The organism is Streptomyces sp. SID13726 (assembly GCF_010548375.1).
In the GTDB taxonomy this organism is placed as follows: Bacteria; Actinomycetota; Actinomycetes; order Streptomycetales; family Streptomycetaceae; genus Streptomyces.
Genome location: NZ_JAAGLY010000006.1, coordinates 293528 through 308840, shown reverse-complemented (window position 1 = coordinate 308840; position 15313 = coordinate 293528). Strand labels below are relative to the sequence as shown.

Here is a 15313-nt window from a genome sequence, read left to right as displayed (position 1 = left end):
CAGGGGAGGACGGCGGCGAGCTTCCACCCGAGGTCGTAGGCGTCCTGGACACTGGCGTTGAGCCCCTGGCCGCCGGTCGGCGGGTGGCAGCACCACCGACACCCCGACCGGGTGGCCGTAGAGGCGAAGCGTTGGCGGCCGTCAGCCGTCAGCAGCCCGCGGCCTGAGGCCCGACCCCCGTCCTCCGCCGTCAGCCCCCGGCCGAGACCGTGAACACGAGGCGCGTGCCCGCCGCCACCGGCGCGGTCCACGCCTTCTCGACGTCGGCGAGGGCGACCGGCTGCGCGTCGGCCGTGATGGTGCCGCGGGTGAGTTCGGTCATCAGGGAGGGCAGTTCGGCGGCGATGCCGCGGGCGGTGACGGAGCCCTGGCCGCTGCCCATGAGCCGCAGGTTGGCGGCGCGGAGCGTGGCGGAGGGCAGGCTGATCTCGCGGCCGGCCAGGGAGCCGATCTGGATCCAGTCCAGCGGGGCGCTGCGGTCGGCGCGGCGGGTGAGCACGGCGGGCAGGGCCTGCTCGGTGGGCGCGCCCCAGGTGTAGTCGATGACTACGTCGACGTCCGCGGCGGCCTCGCCGAGCGCGGCGAAGTCCTTGTCGGGGTCGCCGGCCAGCGAGACCACGTGGGTGGCGCCGAGGCTGCCGACCAGTTCGAGGCGCTCGGGGTCGCGCCCCGCGGCGACGATCCGGTCGGCGCCCAGGTGCCCGGCGATCTGCACGGCCATCCGTCCGGCGTTGCCGGTGGCGCCCAGGACGAGGACGCTCTGGCCGGGCCGGAAGCTGATCCGGCGGCGCAGCGCGACCCAGGACGACATGGCGGGGTTCATGGCGGCGGCGATGATGATCGGGTCGGCCCCGTCGGGGAGCGCGACGGCGCGGCGCGGATCGACGAGCGCCCACTCGGCCATGGTGCCCGGGTCCCCGTCGTCCGCGACGAAGTAGACGAGCTGTCCGTCCGGCAGCCTGCCCACCCCGTCGACGCCGGGGATCAGGGGCAGCCGGCCGTCACTGGTGTAGTGCGTGCCGTTGGCGCCGGAGCGGACGCGGGGGTGCAGTCCGGCGGCGAGCATCTCCACGAGCAGCTTGCCCTCGGTCGCCTCGGGAGCGGCGAACTCCTCGTAGCGGGGCGGGTTGGCGAAGGAGCGTACGACAGCGGCGTGCATGGTGACTCCTTGATCGCGGGTCGGCACCGGAGAACCCGGTACCCGCACACTTGGTACGTGGCACGAACTAAAGTAGTTCGTGCCACGTACCAATGCAAGTAGTTGGTGCCACGTACTGATGGTCGTAGGATGGTGATCATGTCGGAGGAACCGGAGATCGAGGACCTGGGGATCGTGGACGGCCTGGCTCAGCTGTCGTTCGCCGTGCAGGCGGCGCTCGGGAAGGTCGCGGCGGAGCACGGACTGTCGGTCGTCCAGCTGCGGCTGCTCGGCGTGCTGCGCGACCGCACGCCGGGGATGCAGGAACTCGCGCGCCATCTGGGCCTCGACAAGTCCAGCATGACCGGACTGGTCGACCGCGCCGAGCGCCGGGACCTGGTCCGCCGCACTCCGTCACCGCACGACAGGCGGAGCTTCCTGGTGTCCCTCACTCCGGAGGGGCAGGCCCTGGCCGGGCGCTGCGCGAGCGACGCCGACCGGCGGATCCGCGAGCTCACCGCGCATCTCGGCGAGGCCCGGCGCAGTCAACTCTCGCTGCTGGCGAGCGCGTTGGTCGCCCCGCACACGCTGATCTGACAACACCGGCCGGTATCCGGGGAGTTGTCCTTCGCGTGGGTACGGACAACTCCGCCGCAGGGCCCGCCTCCCGGTCGATCGGGAGAGGTCGGGCGTCTGCGGCGGAGCTGTCGGACGTCATGACGTGATCGTGCCGATCACGGTCGTGAGGTCGTGATCAGGAGTGGCGTCCCCTGCGGGTCGCGTACACGGCTCCGGCCCCGAGGGCGATCACCAGGGCGGCACCGCCTGAGATCAGGCCGACGGGCGCGCTCGAACCGGTCTCGGCCAGCGGCGGGGTGCTTTCGCTGGGCGTCGGGGAGGGCGGCGTCGACGTCATCGGCGGGACGTCCGGGGTGGTCGGCGGGGTGGAGGTCGCGGGCGGCGGCGTGGTGGCCGGCGGAGTCGTCTCCTCGGCAGGCGGCTTGGTGGCGGGCGGGGGGGTGGGGGTGTTCGGGGGCGTCTCGGAAGGCGGGGGAGTGGGGGAACTCGGCACGTCGGGGGTGCACGACTTCTCGCCACCGTTCCACGCCGCGATGAGGTGGTAGGGCGTGACGACGTTGTCGGGCTGGTAGGGCGCGGGGCCGTGGCCGTCGCCCTCCTTGCCGTCGTAGACGACGTCGTCGCCGTAGAGGTCGATCTGCCCGTAGCAGTCGGGTGTCTTGACCTTCAGCTTCTGCCAGGTGCGCTCGGTGTCGCCGACGTCGTCCTTGCCGAGGTAGACCGTGGCGTGGTCGACGAGCACCTGGTAGCCGGAGGTCGGCCAGTTGGGTCCTTCGGTGGTGTAACCGGCCAGGGAGACCGGGTACTTGCAGTCGTCGCCGACGGTCTGGCCCGGGGCCAGCCGCACCTCGACGGTGCCGGGGGCGGAGGTCCACTGGTGGAACCCGCCCTGGGAGGTCCAGTCGGCGCCGACGGTCTTTCCGTCGGCGTCGACGATGCGGTACTGAACGGTGGCCGACTGGCAGCCGCCCGCGGGCGTGGCGCTCGCGGAAGCGGCCCCGATGAGGGGCGTCACGGTGGCGAGGAAAGCGGTTGCGGCGACAGCGGCCGACGTTCTGGAGCGTGTGAGGCGCGTCAAGATCTGCCCTTGGGATATCGAGAGTGTGGGAGGTGGCAGGCGCGAGCAGCCGCTGGTGCACGGGGAGTTGAAGAGAAACCGTGGCTGAGCCACTCGCGTCACATCGCTCACTTCAGTCACAGCGAGCTGGCTGCATTCTTGTCACCCTTCACAACCTCCGTCAATCCTTCACAAGTCGAGTAAGGCTTCGGGGGAACTGGCTGGTGCGTTCTGCCCTGGTATCGGGCAACTGCGCGCTGTTGAAAGGGTGTTGGCGAGAGAGGGTAGGTTGCCCGCCATGACCGCACTCGGACCCGGCACCTGGCCACCCGTCCCGATCAGGACCGAACGGCTCGTGCTCCGCGAGTCCGGGGCCGGGGACCGCGCGGTGTTCGTCGAGCTGTTCGCCTCGCCGGAGGTGGGGATCCACGTCGGTGGCGCACGACCGCGTGCGGAGCTCGAACGCGTGGTGCCCGAGGTGCCGGGACGGCGCCCCGGCCTCTTCGTGGTCGAACTCGACGGGACGATGATCGGCACCGTCGAGCTCAACCGGCGCGACGCGGACCGTCGGAGCCGGGTCCGTCCGGACGCGGGCGAGGTCGAACTCGGCTATCTGTTCCTGCCGGAGGCCTGGGGGTACGGGTACGCCACCGAGGCGTGCGCGGCGGCACTCGACTGGTTCGCCGGCGCTGTTCCCGGCGAGCCGGTGGTGCTGTGCACCCGGACCACCAACGACCGCTCGATGCGCCTCGCGGCGAAGCTGGGCTTCACCGAGGTGCTGCGGTTCGAGGAGTGGGGCGCCGAACAGTGGCTCGGCGTGTGGTCACCGGTCGCGGCGGCGGTCTGAGTTCACGCGCCACCGCGCGCCACCGCGCGTCACCAGGGCACCACTCCGCTGTCGTCGAACAGCTGCCCCGTGGGCCCGTCGTCGGGCAGGGACGCCAGCCGGACGGCGACGGCCGCGCCCTGCTCGGGTGTCTGCATGCCGCTGAAGCCGTTGAGGTCGGTGGCCACATAGCCGGGGCACGCGCCGTTGACCAGGATGCCGGTGCCGCTCAGTTCCTTGGCGTATTGGACGGTGACCGCGTTGAGATACGTCTTCGTCGGCGCGTAGGCCCCGCTGATTCCGCCGAGTTCGACGCCGGGCGTGGTCTGGAGGGTCAACGAGCCCACGTGGCTGGACTGGTTGACGATCCTCGGGTGGGCGGAGCGGCGCAGCAGCGGGAGCAGCGCGTTGGTGACCCGGACGACGCCCAGGACGTTGGTCTCCAGCAGCCGCCGTACGCCCTCCAGGTCGACGGTCGTGGGATTCTGCGGCCAACTTCCGCTCACGCCTGCGTTGTTGACCAGGGCGTCGAGACGGCCCGCCCGCTCCTCGATCAGCCGCGCCGCCGCTCGCACGCTCTCGTCGTCGGTCACGTCCAGGGGCACGCCGAACACGTCGGCGCCGGACGCGCGCAGTCTCGCCACCGCGTCCGCCCCGCGCCGCTCGTCCCGAGCACCGACCCCGACACTCCAGCCCAGTCGGCCGAGCCCGGCCGCGATCTCGTACCCGATTCCCTTGTTCGCGCCGGTGACCAGCGCGATCGTCCTCTCGTTCATGACAGCGAGCATCGCCGCGCCGCGTCCGGACACCAACACCCTTCCGGTTCCCCGGCGATACCCGCGCGGTATCGATTGTGGTGGGCCGCGGTTACCGTGCCCGCATGGACATACGCGAGCTGCGGTACTTCGTCGCCCTCGCCGAGGAACTGCACTTCGGCCGGGCCGCCGAGCGACTGGGGATCACTCAGCCACCCCTGTCCCGGGCCGTCGCCGGGCTCGAACGGCGGCTCGGCGTCAGGCTCCTGGAGCGCACCAGCCGCAAGGTCACCCTCACCGAGGCCGGGACCGTACTGCTGTCCGAGGCCCGGGCGATCCTCGGTGCCGTGGCCGCGGCCGAGCGGCGTACCCGGCAGGCCGCGCGGCCGGGCCCCCGTCTCGTGCTCGCCGTGAAGTCCGGCACCGGCGGCGAGTCGCTGGCGAAACTCCTCGACGCCTACGCCGCCGAGCCCGGCGCGGCCACCGTCGAACTGCTGCTCTGCGAGGCCCACCAGCACCAGGAGGCGCTGCGGAGCGGGGAGGCCGACGTGGCGCTCCTGCACCTGCCGTTCGACTCGACGGACGGACTCGACACCGAACCCCTGTACACCGAGGGGCAGGTGGCGGTCCTGCCCGCCTCCCACCCGCTCGCCGGACGCTCCCGGCTCCGGCTCGCCGAGGTCACCGCACTCCCGGAACTCCCGCCGGCCCGCTGGCCCGATCCCGGCGGCGGCTACCCGCAGGGACCGGGGGCGGAGGTGCGGAACCTGACACAGCTCTTCCAGCTGATCGCGCTCAGCCGTACGACCGTGACCCTGCCCGAGTCCGCAGCCACCGACCTGCGCCGCGACCTGGTCGCCGTACCGGTCCTGGACGCCCCGCCCGTGACCACGGTGATCGCCTGGCCACCTCACAGCCGGCATCGCGCGGTCGCGGACCTGATCCGCGTGGCGGTGGGTCCTTGATCGCCTTCCGGTGCGCGATGTGACGGTTCCTGATCCGACGGTGGCTCGGTGGGCGTCCGTCCGGGCCCCGCCGCTTCGCAGTCGGCATCGTGCGGTCGCCGATCTGATCCGTGTGGCAGTGGGTCCTCGACCGCCCTCTGGACCTGCGCCGGTGCGCGTCGTGACGGGTTCCCGACCCGACCGTGGCCCGGTGGGCGTCCGTTGTGGTCCGGCAGGGGAGAATGAGGGCCGTACCCAACGGTCGACCCTTGCGGAGGAGCGGGAAATGCAGGACGCGCGAGCGGGGCAGGTCGCCGGGCCCGAGGACCTGATCGACGTGGCCCGTCTGGTCACGGCGTACTACGCGCTGCACCCGGACCCGGCCGAGCCCGGGCAGCGGGTGGCGTTCGGCACCTCGGGGCACCGGGGTTCGTCCCTCGCGGCGGCGTTCAACGAGGACCACATCGCCGCCACCAGCCAGGCCATCTGCGAGTACCGGAGCGCGCAGGGCACCGACGGCCCCCTCTTCCTCGGCGCCGACACCCACGCCCTGTCCGAGCCCGCCCGGATCACGGCACTGGAGGTCTTCGCGGCCAACGACGTGACCGTCCTCATCGACCAGGCCGACGGATACACGCCCACCCCGGCCGTCTCGCACGCCATCCTCGCCCACAACCGGCACCGCACCTCGGCGCTCGCCGACGGAGTCGTCGTCACCCCCTCGCACAACCCGCCCGCCGACGGGGGGTTCAAGTACAACCCGCCGAGCGGCGGCCCCGCCGGATCGGACGCGACCTCCTGGATCCAGGACCGCGCCAACGAGATCATCACCGGCGGCATGAAGGACGTACGGCGCATCCCGTACAGCCGCGCCCTGGCCGCCCACGGCCCCGGCCGCCACGACTTCCTCGGCGCCTACGTGGCCGACCTGCCCGACGTCCTCGACCTGGAGGCCATCCGGTCGGCCGGCGTGCGCATCGGCGCCGATCCGCTGGGCGGCGCGTCGGTCGCCTACTGGGGCCGTATCGCCGAGGAGCACCGCCTCGACCTCACCGTCGTCAATCCGCTCACCGATCCCACCTGGCGGTTCATGACGCTCGACTGGGACGGCAAGATCCGCATGGACTGCTCGTCGCCGTACGCCATGGCCTCCCTCATCGAGCGGCGCGACCGGTTCGACATCGCCACCGGCAACGACGCCGACGCCGACCGGCACGGCATCGTCACACCGGACGGCGGCCTGATGAACCCCAACCACTACCTGGCCGTGGCGATCTCGTACCTGTTCTCGCACCGGGAGCAGTGGCCCGCCGGGGCCGGGATCGGCAAGACGCTCGTGTCGTCCAGCATGATCGACCGGGTCGCGGCGGACGTCGGCCGGCAACTGGTCGAGGTCCCGGTCGGGTTCAAGTGGTTCGTGGACGGACTCTCCGACGGCACACTCGGCTTCGGCGGCGAGGAGTCGGCGGGCGCGTCCTTCCTGCGCCGGGACGGCTCGGTGTGGACCACCGACAAGGACGGCATCATCCTCGCGCTGCTCGCCTCCGAGATCACGGCGGTGACGGGCCGGACCCCCTCGCAGCACTACGACGGGCTCACCGAGCGCTTCGGCGCCCCCGCCTACGCGCGGGTCGACGCCCCCGCCTCCCGCGAGGAGAAGGCGCTGCTCGCCAAGCTCTCCCCGCGCCAGGTCACCGCCGACACCCTCGCAGGGGAGGCGGTCACCCAGGTCCTCACCGAGGCCCCCGGCAACGGCGCCGCCCTCGGCGGTATCAAGGTCGCCACCGCCAACGCCTGGTTCGCGGCCCGCCCTTCGGGCACCGAGGACGTCTACAAGATCTACGGCGAGTCCTTCCACGGCGCCGACCATCTGCGCCAGGTCCAGGAGGAGGCCAGGTCCGTGGTGCTGACGGCGCTGGGCGGCTGACGCGCGGGGCGGGCCCGGCGCGGGCGGTGGGTCCGTGCCGAGCCCTTCCCGGGCGGGGCCGAGGAGTCGGTCGTACGCCCGCACGACCCCCGGCGTCCCTAAGCCCGGCACATGACGTCGTGGGCCGGGAGGTGTCCCGTGGTGAGGTAGGCGTCGACCGTGCGGGTGACGCAGGCGGGGGCGTCGGGGAGGCCGTAGACGACGTGGCCGCGGCCGTCGCGGACCTGGACCAGGCGGGAGCCGTGCAGGGCGCGGTGCATGGCCAGGCCCTCGGAGAGCGGGGTCTGGGAGTCCCACTGGTTCTGGACGACCAGGGCACCCACCTCGTTGTCGACGCGGGTCGCCGGTTCGGAGCCCTTCGGCCAGAAGGCGCACGGCGTGATGTTGGCGGCGAAGTCGCCGTAGAGGGGGCTCTGGGCCTTGTCGCGCCGGGCGTCGAGGCGGTAGCGGGCCGGGTTGCGCGGCCAGGAGGCGGAGTTGTCGCCGCACATGACGGCGAGGTTGAGGGCGATGGAGTTGTCGTCCGCGGGGTCCGCCTTGCCGCCGGTGGGGGTCGGGTCCGGGCGGGTGGCGGGGGACTTGCGCAGGTCGGCGAGTTCACGGGCGGCCTGGTAGGGGGCGTTGGCGAAGTCGGCCCGCAGCCAGTCGCGGATGTCGTCGCCGGTCACGGCGGAACCCTGGTGGGCCTCGTCGCTCCCGCTGTAGCGGAGCGGTGCCCGGTCGGCGCGGGCGACCTGCTGCCAGAAGGCGGCGCGGACCTTCGCCGGGGTGTCGCCGAGGTGGTACACGCGGTCGCGGCGGGCGACGAGCCGGCTCCACTCCCGGAACGCGGGCTCGGCACCGGTGGCCATCGCGAGGTTCGTGTGGCGTCCGAAGCGGTTCGGGTCCACGGCGCTGTCGAGCACCACGCGGTCGCTGTGCCCGGGGAACAGCTGGGTGTAGACGGCGCCGAGGTAGGTGCCGTAGGACCAGCCGAGGTAGGAGACCTTCCTCTCGCCGAGGATCCCGCGGACGACGTCCATGTCCCGGGCGGTGTTGCGGGTGCTGATGTACGGCAGCCGGGCACGCTCACGGGCGATGCAGCGGGCGGCGGTGTCCCGGGCGCGGGCCGTGTCCTTGGCGAAGGAGGCCGCGCGGTACGGGTGCAGGTCGGGATCGGCCTCGTCCTCGGTGAGACCGCACCGCAAGGGGCTGCTGGTGCCGAGGCCGCGCGGGTCGAAGCCGACCAGGTCGTAGCGGTCCAGGACGCTCTTGGCGAGGGCGTCCTTCAGGGCCACCGGGTTGTCCAGGGCGAGGTCGCCGGGGCCGCCCGGGTTGGACAGCAGGACGCCGTGGCGCTTGCCCGGCACGCTGGTGCGCAGCCGGGAGATCTTGAGGGCCAGGGTGCGGCCGCCGGGGTGCGCGTAGTCCAGGGGCACGGTGACCGTGGCGCACTGGTACGCGGCGGGGTAGCGGTCGGGGCTGCCGCAGGGGTGCCAGGCGGGGCGCTGCTGGTAGTAGCGGTCCAGGGCCGCGGGATGGTCGGCGGCCGGTGCGGTCTGCGCGCCCTGGGCGGCGGGCACGCACAGGGTCGCGAGCAGGCCGGCCGCGGCGAGTGCGGCCTTGTGTACGGTGCGCATGGCGGACGTCCTTCCGAGGGGAACCGGTGGCGGGCTCCACTCTCCGCGCACCGCACCGCCCGCCACCTCGGCCGAAAGGCCGGTCCCTGGACCGGCTTCCACCGGCGTCTCGGCCTTTCGGCCGGGCCTCGCGGTGGACGATCAGGACACGCGCCGCGTCTCCCGACCCTCCTGTCACACACCTTGACACCCCGTCACGGCCACCCTTAGCGTCTGGTCGCATTTACGAACGCTGTTCAAAATCTCGAACAGTCTTGGCCCCGCTCAACACCGCCGCCGGATTCCAGTGGTCGCGTACGTGAACATCACAGAGAGACGGGACATCTCCATGCGCGCACTTCTCGCACGGCTGTCGGCGATATTCGTCGCCGTCGGCCTGCTCCTCACCTCCCAGGTCCTGACCGCACCGCAGCGGGCCGCCGCGGCCGACCCCGGCTATCTGATGGTCCACTTCACCGGGGAGGGCGCCACCAACCAGCAGATGTACCTCTCCCACAGCACCGACGGCGTGCACTGGGACGACCTCGACGGCGGTGGGATGGTCCTGCGTTCGACGGTCGGCACGAAGGGGGTGCGGGACCCCGCACTCGTCCGCGCCCCGGGCGGCGGCAAGTACTGGATCATCGCGACCGACCTGTGCATCGGCTGCGGGCAGTCGTGGTCGGACGCCATCAACAACGGCAGCCGCAACCTCGTGGTGTGGGAGTCGACCGACCTGGTCACCTGGTCCCAGCCCTGGTTGCTCAACGTCGCCGGAGCGATCCCCGACGGCCGCAACGCCTGGGCGCCCGAGGCGATCTGGGACCCGGAGACCAACGACTACGTCCTGTACTGGGCGACGAACACGCCCCTCAACGGCGCCACCAAGCACCGCATCTACTACGCCCGCACCTCGGACTTCCGCACCGTCACCACCCCGCGGACCTACATCGAGCGTCCCGGCACCCAGGAGATCATCGACACCCAGATCATCGAGGTGCCCTCGGGCGTCGGCAACTACCGGTACGTACGGGCCTCCGGCGACGGGCAGATCACCCTCGAAGGCAGCAACTCGATCCTGGGGACGTGGACCACGCTCGGCAACCTCTCCGGCATCGGCCTCACCGGGTCGCAGGTCGAGGGCCCGATGTGGATGAAGTTCAACGGCAGCGACAAGTGGGCCCTTTACCTCGACCAGTACGCCACCAGCGGTGGCTACATGCCGGTCCTGACGACCGACCCGTCCGACCCCGCCGCCTACCGGAAGCAGGCGGCGGGCAGTTACGACATGGGCGGCACCAAGAAGCGCCACGGCTGGATCCTCAACCTCACGGCCGCCGAGGAGAGCCGGGTGCTCGCCCGCTGGCCCGACACCGCGGTCAGCCGGCTCCAGTCGTACAACTACCAGGACCGCTACGTACGGCACGCCAACTTCGACGTGCGCATCGACCCGGGCGTCAGCCCCGCCGAGGACGCGCGGTTCAAGGTCAGGACCGGCCTCGCGGGCACCGGCACCGTCTCCTTCGAGTCGGTCAACTACCCCGGATACTTCCTGCGGCACTCCGGCTTCGACTTCCAGCTGGTCCACAACGACGGCACCGCCCAGTTCGCCGCCGACGCCAGCTTCCGCCAGGTCGCCGGCCTCGCCGACTCGACCTGGTCGTCGTTCCAGTCGTACAACCACCCCGACCGGTACATCCGCCACTACGGCTTCCAGCTGAGGCTCGACCCGATCACCACGGCGACGGGCCGCGCCGACGCCACCTTCCGCGTGACGAGTTGACGGGCTGCCGGGCCGGCGAGCTGAGGGCAGGGCGAACCGGCACACGGCGATCCGGGAAATGGCGAGCCGTTCGTCCAGGGCGCACGACTCCCTGAACGCGCCTACTGGAACAGCGACTTGAGGTCGGGCTTCTTGTCGCCGAAGAGGCCGTCCTGTTCGCCGAGCGAGGCCAGCTTCTCCAGGGAGGGGAGGTTGGTCTCGCTCGGCCACAGGGGGAGCGTCAGCTTCTTGAGGGTCGGTGCGTCGATCTTGGTGTAGGCGGTCGCGGCCTGACGGGCCTCGTCCTGGTGCGCGGAGGCGTAGGCGAGCGACTCGCCGACCGCCTCCTTGAACCGCTTGACCAGGTCGGGGTCCTGCTGGGCGAGCCGGGCCGAGGTGAAGTACGTCGCCAGGGTGAGCTTCGGGTCGGTCTCGGCGAACGGCGCGGTCACCGAGCGGGCGCCCTGGGCGCGGGCGATCGTCTGGGCCGGTTCGCCCATCCAGGCCGCGTCGACCTGACCGGCGGCCAGCGCGGCCGGCATCTGCTCGAAGGGGATCTCGACGAACTTGACCTTCGTGGGATCGCCGCCGTCCTTGCGGACCGCCTCCCGCACCACCGTGTCCCCGATGTTCTGGAGGGTGTTGACCGCCACCGAGTGGCCCGCGAGTTCCTTGGCGGACTTCACGGGGCTGTCCTTCGCGACCATCACCCCGGTGACGTCGGTCGTGGTGTTGCCCGTCGTGGTGCAGGCGTTGATCACCGACTTGACCGCGATCCCCTTGGTCTGGGCGATCATCAGCGAGGTGGGATTGCTGAATCCGAACTGGAACTGACCGCTCACCACACCGGGCACGATCGCGGCGCCGCCCTGGGCGCTCACCATCTTCAGGTCGATCCCGCGGCTGCTGAAGAAGCCCTTGCGCTGCCCCAGATACAGCGGAGCCACGTCGACGATCGGGACGATGCCGACCTTGACCTCGGTGGTCTTCCCGCCGCCCGAGGAGGAGGAACCGCTCGTCCCGTCGGACGACGATCCGCAGCCGGCCGCGCCGGCGATCGCGACCACGGCTGTCGCGAGCCCGAGAATGCACCGTCGCATGGGGGTCCTCCTGGCGGAAGCGTGAATGGTGCTTCGGTGTGAGGTGTCCGGCCCGTGACGTTGTGCAGCTTGTCGACGGCCGCAATCTACACGCCTACCTTCACGGTGTCAGGACCCCGGACGAAAGAGGTCGGAGCTGCTGCTCGCCCCTGTCAGGTAAGTTGCGCGGAACGCAACCTGGTGCGCATAGCGATACCCGTACTAGCATGCCGCGCGTATCTACGGCGCGAGCGAGACGAGGCACCATGGCTCCTCAGCAGCAGTACGACTTCGTCATCGTCGGTGGTGGATCGGCCGGCAGCGCACTGGCCAACCGGCTCTCCGCCGACCCGGGCCACCGCGTGCTGGTCCTGGAGGCCGGCCGGCCCGACTACCCGTGGGACGTCTTCATCCACATGCCCGCGGCCCTGACCTACCCGATCGGCAGCCGCTTCTACGACTGGAAGTACGAGTCCGAGCCCGAACCCCACATGGGCGGCCGGCGCGTCTACCACGCCCGCGGCAAGGTGCTCGGCGGCTCCAGCAGCATCAACGGCATGATCTTCCAGCGCGGCAACCCCATGGACTACGAGCGCTGGGCCGCCGATCCCGGCATGGAGACCTGGGACTACGCGCACTGTCTGCCGTACTTCAGGCGCATGGAGAACTGTCTCGCGGCCGACCCCGACGACGAGTTCCGCGGCCACGACGGGCCCCTCGTCCTCGAACGCGGCCCCGCCACCAACCCGCTCTTCACCGCCTTCCAGAAGGCCACCGAGGAGGCCGGGTACGAGCCCACCGACGACGTCAACGGCTACCGGCAGGAGGGCTTCGCGAAGTTCGACCGCAACGTCCACCGCGGTCGCCGTCTGTCGGCCTCGAAGGCCTATCTCAAGCCGGTCAGGAAGCGCCCCAACCTCACGGTGCGGACCCGCGCCCTCGTCACCCGTGTGCTGTTCGAGGGCAAGCGTGCCGTCGGCGTCGAGTACCGGCGCGGCCGCGGCGCGCTCCAGAAGGTCCGCGCCAAGGAGGTCATCCTGTGCGGCGGCGCCGTCAACTCCCCGCAGCTGCTCCAGCTTTCGGGCGTCGGCAACGCCGAGGAACTGCGCGCGCTCGGCGTGGACGTCGTCCACGACCTGCCCGGCGTCGGCGAGAACCTCCAGGACCACCTGGAGGTGTACATCCAGTACGCGTGCACGCAACCCGTCTCCGTGCAGCCGTACATGGCGAAGTGGCGCGCCCCCTTCATCGGCCTGCAATGGCTCTTCCGCAAGGGCCCCGCCGCGACCAACCACTTCGAGGCGGGCGGCTTCGCCCGCAGCAACGACGACGTGGACTACCCCAACCTGATGTTCCACTTCCTGCCCGTCGCGGTCCGCTACGACGGCTCCGTGCCCGCCGGCGGCCACGGCTACCAGGTGCATGTCGGGCCCATGTACTCCGACGCGCTGGGCTCGGTGAAGATCAAGAGCAGGGATCCCGGCGAACACCCGGCGCTGCGCTTCAACTACCTCTCCACCGAACAGGACCGCCGGGAGTGGGTCGAGGCGATCCGGGTCGCCCGCAAGCTGCTCAACCAGCCCGCCCTCGCCCCCTACAACGGCGGCGAGATCTCACCCGGGCCGTCCGTCGAGAGCGACGAGGAGATCCTCGCCTGGGTCGCCAAGGACGGTGAGACCGCCCTGCACCCCTCCTGTACCTGCAAGATGGGCACCGACGAGCTGTCCGTCGTCGACCCCACCAGCATGCGCGTGCACGGCGTGGAGGGGCTGCGGGTCGTCGACGCGTCGGTGATGCCGTACGTCACCAACGGCAACATCTACGCGCCGGTGATGATGATCGCGGAGAAGGCCGCCGACCTCATCCTCGGCAAGGAGCCGCTGCCGCCCTCCAAGGCCGCGTACTACCGCCACCGCGACGCGCGGACCCAGTCGGGGTAGGCGCCGCGGGCCGCCGCAGGGGCCTCGCGTAACGCTGATTTTTCCTGGCGCCGCTTGGACCGGAAACCCGTCGTGTCCGGCTTCCGACCATGGCCCTTGCGCGGCGGCCCGTGTGGCTGAACCGTCATCACCCAACCCCTTGACGCGGGTTCACGCATTCTCCAAAGTGTTCCACCACAAGCAATGCGGTGCGCCATGCGCAACGTCACTCGAAGGGCTCCCGACGTGGCAGACCTGTATGTGGACGGTGAATGGCGGGAGCCGGTGGCCGGTGGCCGCCGGGAGATCCGGTGTCCCGCCGACGGCACGCTCGCCGCGACCGTGTCCGAGGCGACCCGCCCCGACACCGAGGCGGCGATCACCGCGGCCCGTCGCGCCTTCGACACCGGACCCTGGCCGCACACCCCCGAGCGCGAGCGCGGCGCCCTGCTGCTGCGCACCGCCGACCTGATCGAGCGCGACGCCAAGGACTTCGCCCGCGCCGAGTCCCTCGACACCGGCAAGCGGCTGGTGGAGAGCGAGTACGACATCGCCGACGTCGTCTCCTGCCTCCGCTACTACGGCGGGCTCGGCGGCACCGACGCGGGCCGCGCGATCGACACCGGCCGGGACGACGCCGTCAGCCGGGTGGTGTACGAACCCATCGGCGTGTGCGGACTCATCACCCCCTGGAACTACCCTCTGCTGCAAGCCAGTTGGAAGGTCGCCCCGGCCCTCCTCGCCGGCAACACCATCGTCCTCAAACCCAGCGAGCTGACCCCCTCCACCTCCGTCCTGCTCATGCGGGCACTGGAGGAGGCGGGGCTCCCGGCCGGGGCCGCCAACCTCGTCCTCGGTGCCGGTCCCGAGGCCGGTGCGCCGCTCTCCGAGCACCCGGACGTCGACATGGTCTCCTTCACCGGCGGCCTGGAGACCGGGAAGCGCATCATGGCCACCGCCGCCGCGAGCGTGAAGAAGGTCGCGCTGGAACTCGGCGGCAAGAACCCCAACGTGGTGTTCGCCGACGCGGACTTCGAGACGGCCGTGGACTTCGCGCTCACCGCCGTCTTCCTGCACTCGGGACAGGTCTGCTCGGCCGGCGCCCGGCTCGTCGTCGAGGACTCGCTGCACGACCGGTTCGTCGACGAGGTCGTCCGGCGCGCCCGGCGGATCCGCCTCGGCGGCCCCTTCGACCCCGAGGCCGACACCGGTGCGCTGATCTCCGCCCAGCACCTCGCGAAGGTCGAGGCGTACGTCGCCGCGGGCCTCGCCGAGGGCGCCGTACTGCGCTGCGGCGGCCAGCGCCCCACCGACCCGGCGCTGGCGAACGGCCACTACTACCCGCCCACCGTCCTCGACGGATGCCGGCAGGACATGCGGGTGGTGCACGAGGAGTCCTTCGGGCCCGTGCTCACCGTCGAGCGCTTCACCGACGAGGACGACGCCGTCCGTATCGCCAACGACACCGAGTACGGACTCGCCGGGGCCGTGTGGACCCAGGACGCCGGCAAGGCCCAGCGGGTCGCCAGGCGGCTGCGCCACGGCACGGTGTGGATCAACGACTACCACCCCTATGTGCCGCAGGCCGAGTGGGGTGGCTTCGGCCACTCCGGAGTGGGCCGGGAACTCGGACCGGCCGGACTGGCCGAGTACCGGGAGCCCAAGCACATCTGGCAGAACATCCAACCCCGGCCGCAGCACTGGTTCCGCGGCTGAACGCCGAGAAGAG

12 protein-coding genes and 1 pseudogene are annotated in these 15313 nt (G+C 71.4%); 7 read left to right on the top strand and 6 right to left on the bottom strand.

Annotation, left to right across the window (positions count from 1 at the left end):
- Positions 1 to 5: 5 nt before the first annotated feature.
- Both G3I78_RS53200 and G3I78_RS18500 read right to left on the bottom strand, forming a co-directional pair.
- Positions 6 to 251, bottom strand: a pseudogene (locus tag G3I78_RS53200) (FAD-dependent monooxygenase); the annotation flags it as partial.
- A complete protein-coding gene (locus G3I78_RS18500) occupies positions 191 to 1159 on the bottom strand; it encodes a zinc-binding alcohol dehydrogenase family protein (RefSeq protein WP_164425818.1) in 969 nt (322 codons plus the stop codon). The pseudogene G3I78_RS53200 and the gene G3I78_RS18500, both read right to left, overlap by 61 nt.
- Before the next feature lie 138 nt (positions 1160 to 1297).
- On the opposite strand from G3I78_RS18500, the gene G3I78_RS18495 reads away from it, so the two are divergent.
- Complete coding sequence (locus tag G3I78_RS18495; RefSeq protein WP_239157901.1) at positions 1298 to 1735, top strand: MarR family transcriptional regulator; 438 nt, start codon at positions 1298 to 1300, stop codon at positions 1733 to 1735.
- Positions 1736 to 1892: 157 nt separating this feature from the next.
- Here G3I78_RS18495 and G3I78_RS18490 read toward each other — a convergent pair whose 3' ends face one another.
- The gene (locus tag G3I78_RS18490; RefSeq protein WP_343243797.1) at positions 1893 to 2732 is read right to left on the bottom strand and encodes a hypothetical protein; all 840 of its coding nucleotides are present in this window, start codon (positions 2730 to 2732) and stop codon (positions 1893 to 1895) included.
- Between the two features lie 340 nt (positions 2733 to 3072).
- Between G3I78_RS18490 and G3I78_RS18485 the strand changes: the two genes are divergently transcribed.
- Positions 3073 to 3621, top strand: a complete 549-nt coding sequence (locus G3I78_RS18485; RefSeq protein ID WP_164425813.1) for a GNAT family N-acetyltransferase — start codon at positions 3073 to 3075, stop codon at positions 3619 to 3621.
- A 29-nt stretch (positions 3622 to 3650) separates the two neighbouring features.
- On the opposite strand, the gene G3I78_RS18480 is transcribed toward G3I78_RS18485, so the two are convergent.
- Positions 3651 to 4388 (bottom strand): SDR family oxidoreductase, encoded by a 738-nt coding sequence (locus tag G3I78_RS18480; protein WP_164426277.1) that lies wholly within the window; start codon positions 4386 to 4388, stop codon positions 3651 to 3653.
- A 92-nt stretch (positions 4389 to 4480) separates the two neighbouring features.
- On the opposite strand from G3I78_RS18480, the gene G3I78_RS18475 reads away from it, so the two are divergent.
- Complete coding sequence (locus G3I78_RS18475) at positions 4481 to 5320, top strand: LysR family transcriptional regulator (protein WP_164425811.1); 840 nt, start codon at positions 4481 to 4483, stop codon at positions 5318 to 5320.
- Positions 5321 to 5585: 265 nt separating this feature from the next.
- On the top strand, positions 5586 to 7226 hold the full coding sequence (gene pgm / locus G3I78_RS18470; RefSeq protein ID WP_164425809.1) for a phosphoglucomutase (alpha-D-glucose-1,6-bisphosphate-dependent): 1641 nt from the start codon (positions 5586 to 5588) through the stop codon (positions 7224 to 7226).
- A 98-nt stretch (positions 7227 to 7324) separates the two neighbouring features.
- On the opposite strand, the gene G3I78_RS18465 is transcribed toward pgm, so the two are convergent.
- On the bottom strand, positions 7325 to 8845 hold the full coding sequence (locus G3I78_RS18465; protein ID WP_164425807.1) for an alpha/beta hydrolase: 1521 nt from the start codon (positions 8843 to 8845) through the stop codon (positions 7325 to 7327).
- A 328-nt stretch (positions 8846 to 9173) separates the two neighbouring features.
- Here G3I78_RS18465 and G3I78_RS18460 point away from each other — a divergent pair, with 328 nt between their 5' ends.
- Positions 9174 to 10607 (top strand): glycoside hydrolase family 43 protein, encoded by a 1434-nt coding sequence (locus G3I78_RS18460; RefSeq protein ID WP_164425805.1) that lies wholly within the window; start codon positions 9174 to 9176, stop codon positions 10605 to 10607.
- 101 nt (positions 10608 to 10708) lie between these two features.
- Here the strand turns inward: G3I78_RS18460 and G3I78_RS18455 are convergent, their stop codons facing one another.
- Entirely contained in the window at positions 10709 to 11686 is a 978-nt protein-coding gene (locus tag G3I78_RS18455) for an ABC transporter substrate-binding protein (protein WP_164425802.1), read from the bottom strand.
- A 245-nt stretch (positions 11687 to 11931) separates the two neighbouring features.
- On the opposite strand from G3I78_RS18455, the gene betA reads away from it, so the two are divergent.
- A complete protein-coding gene (gene betA / locus G3I78_RS18450; RefSeq protein WP_164425800.1) occupies positions 11932 to 13605 on the top strand; it encodes a choline dehydrogenase in 1674 nt (557 codons plus the stop codon).
- A 225-nt stretch (positions 13606 to 13830) separates the two neighbouring features.
- On the top strand, positions 13831 to 15300 hold the full coding sequence (locus tag G3I78_RS18445; protein ID WP_164425798.1) for an aldehyde dehydrogenase family protein: 1470 nt from the start codon (positions 13831 to 13833) through the stop codon (positions 15298 to 15300).
- Positions 15301 to 15313: the final 13 nt, after the last annotated feature.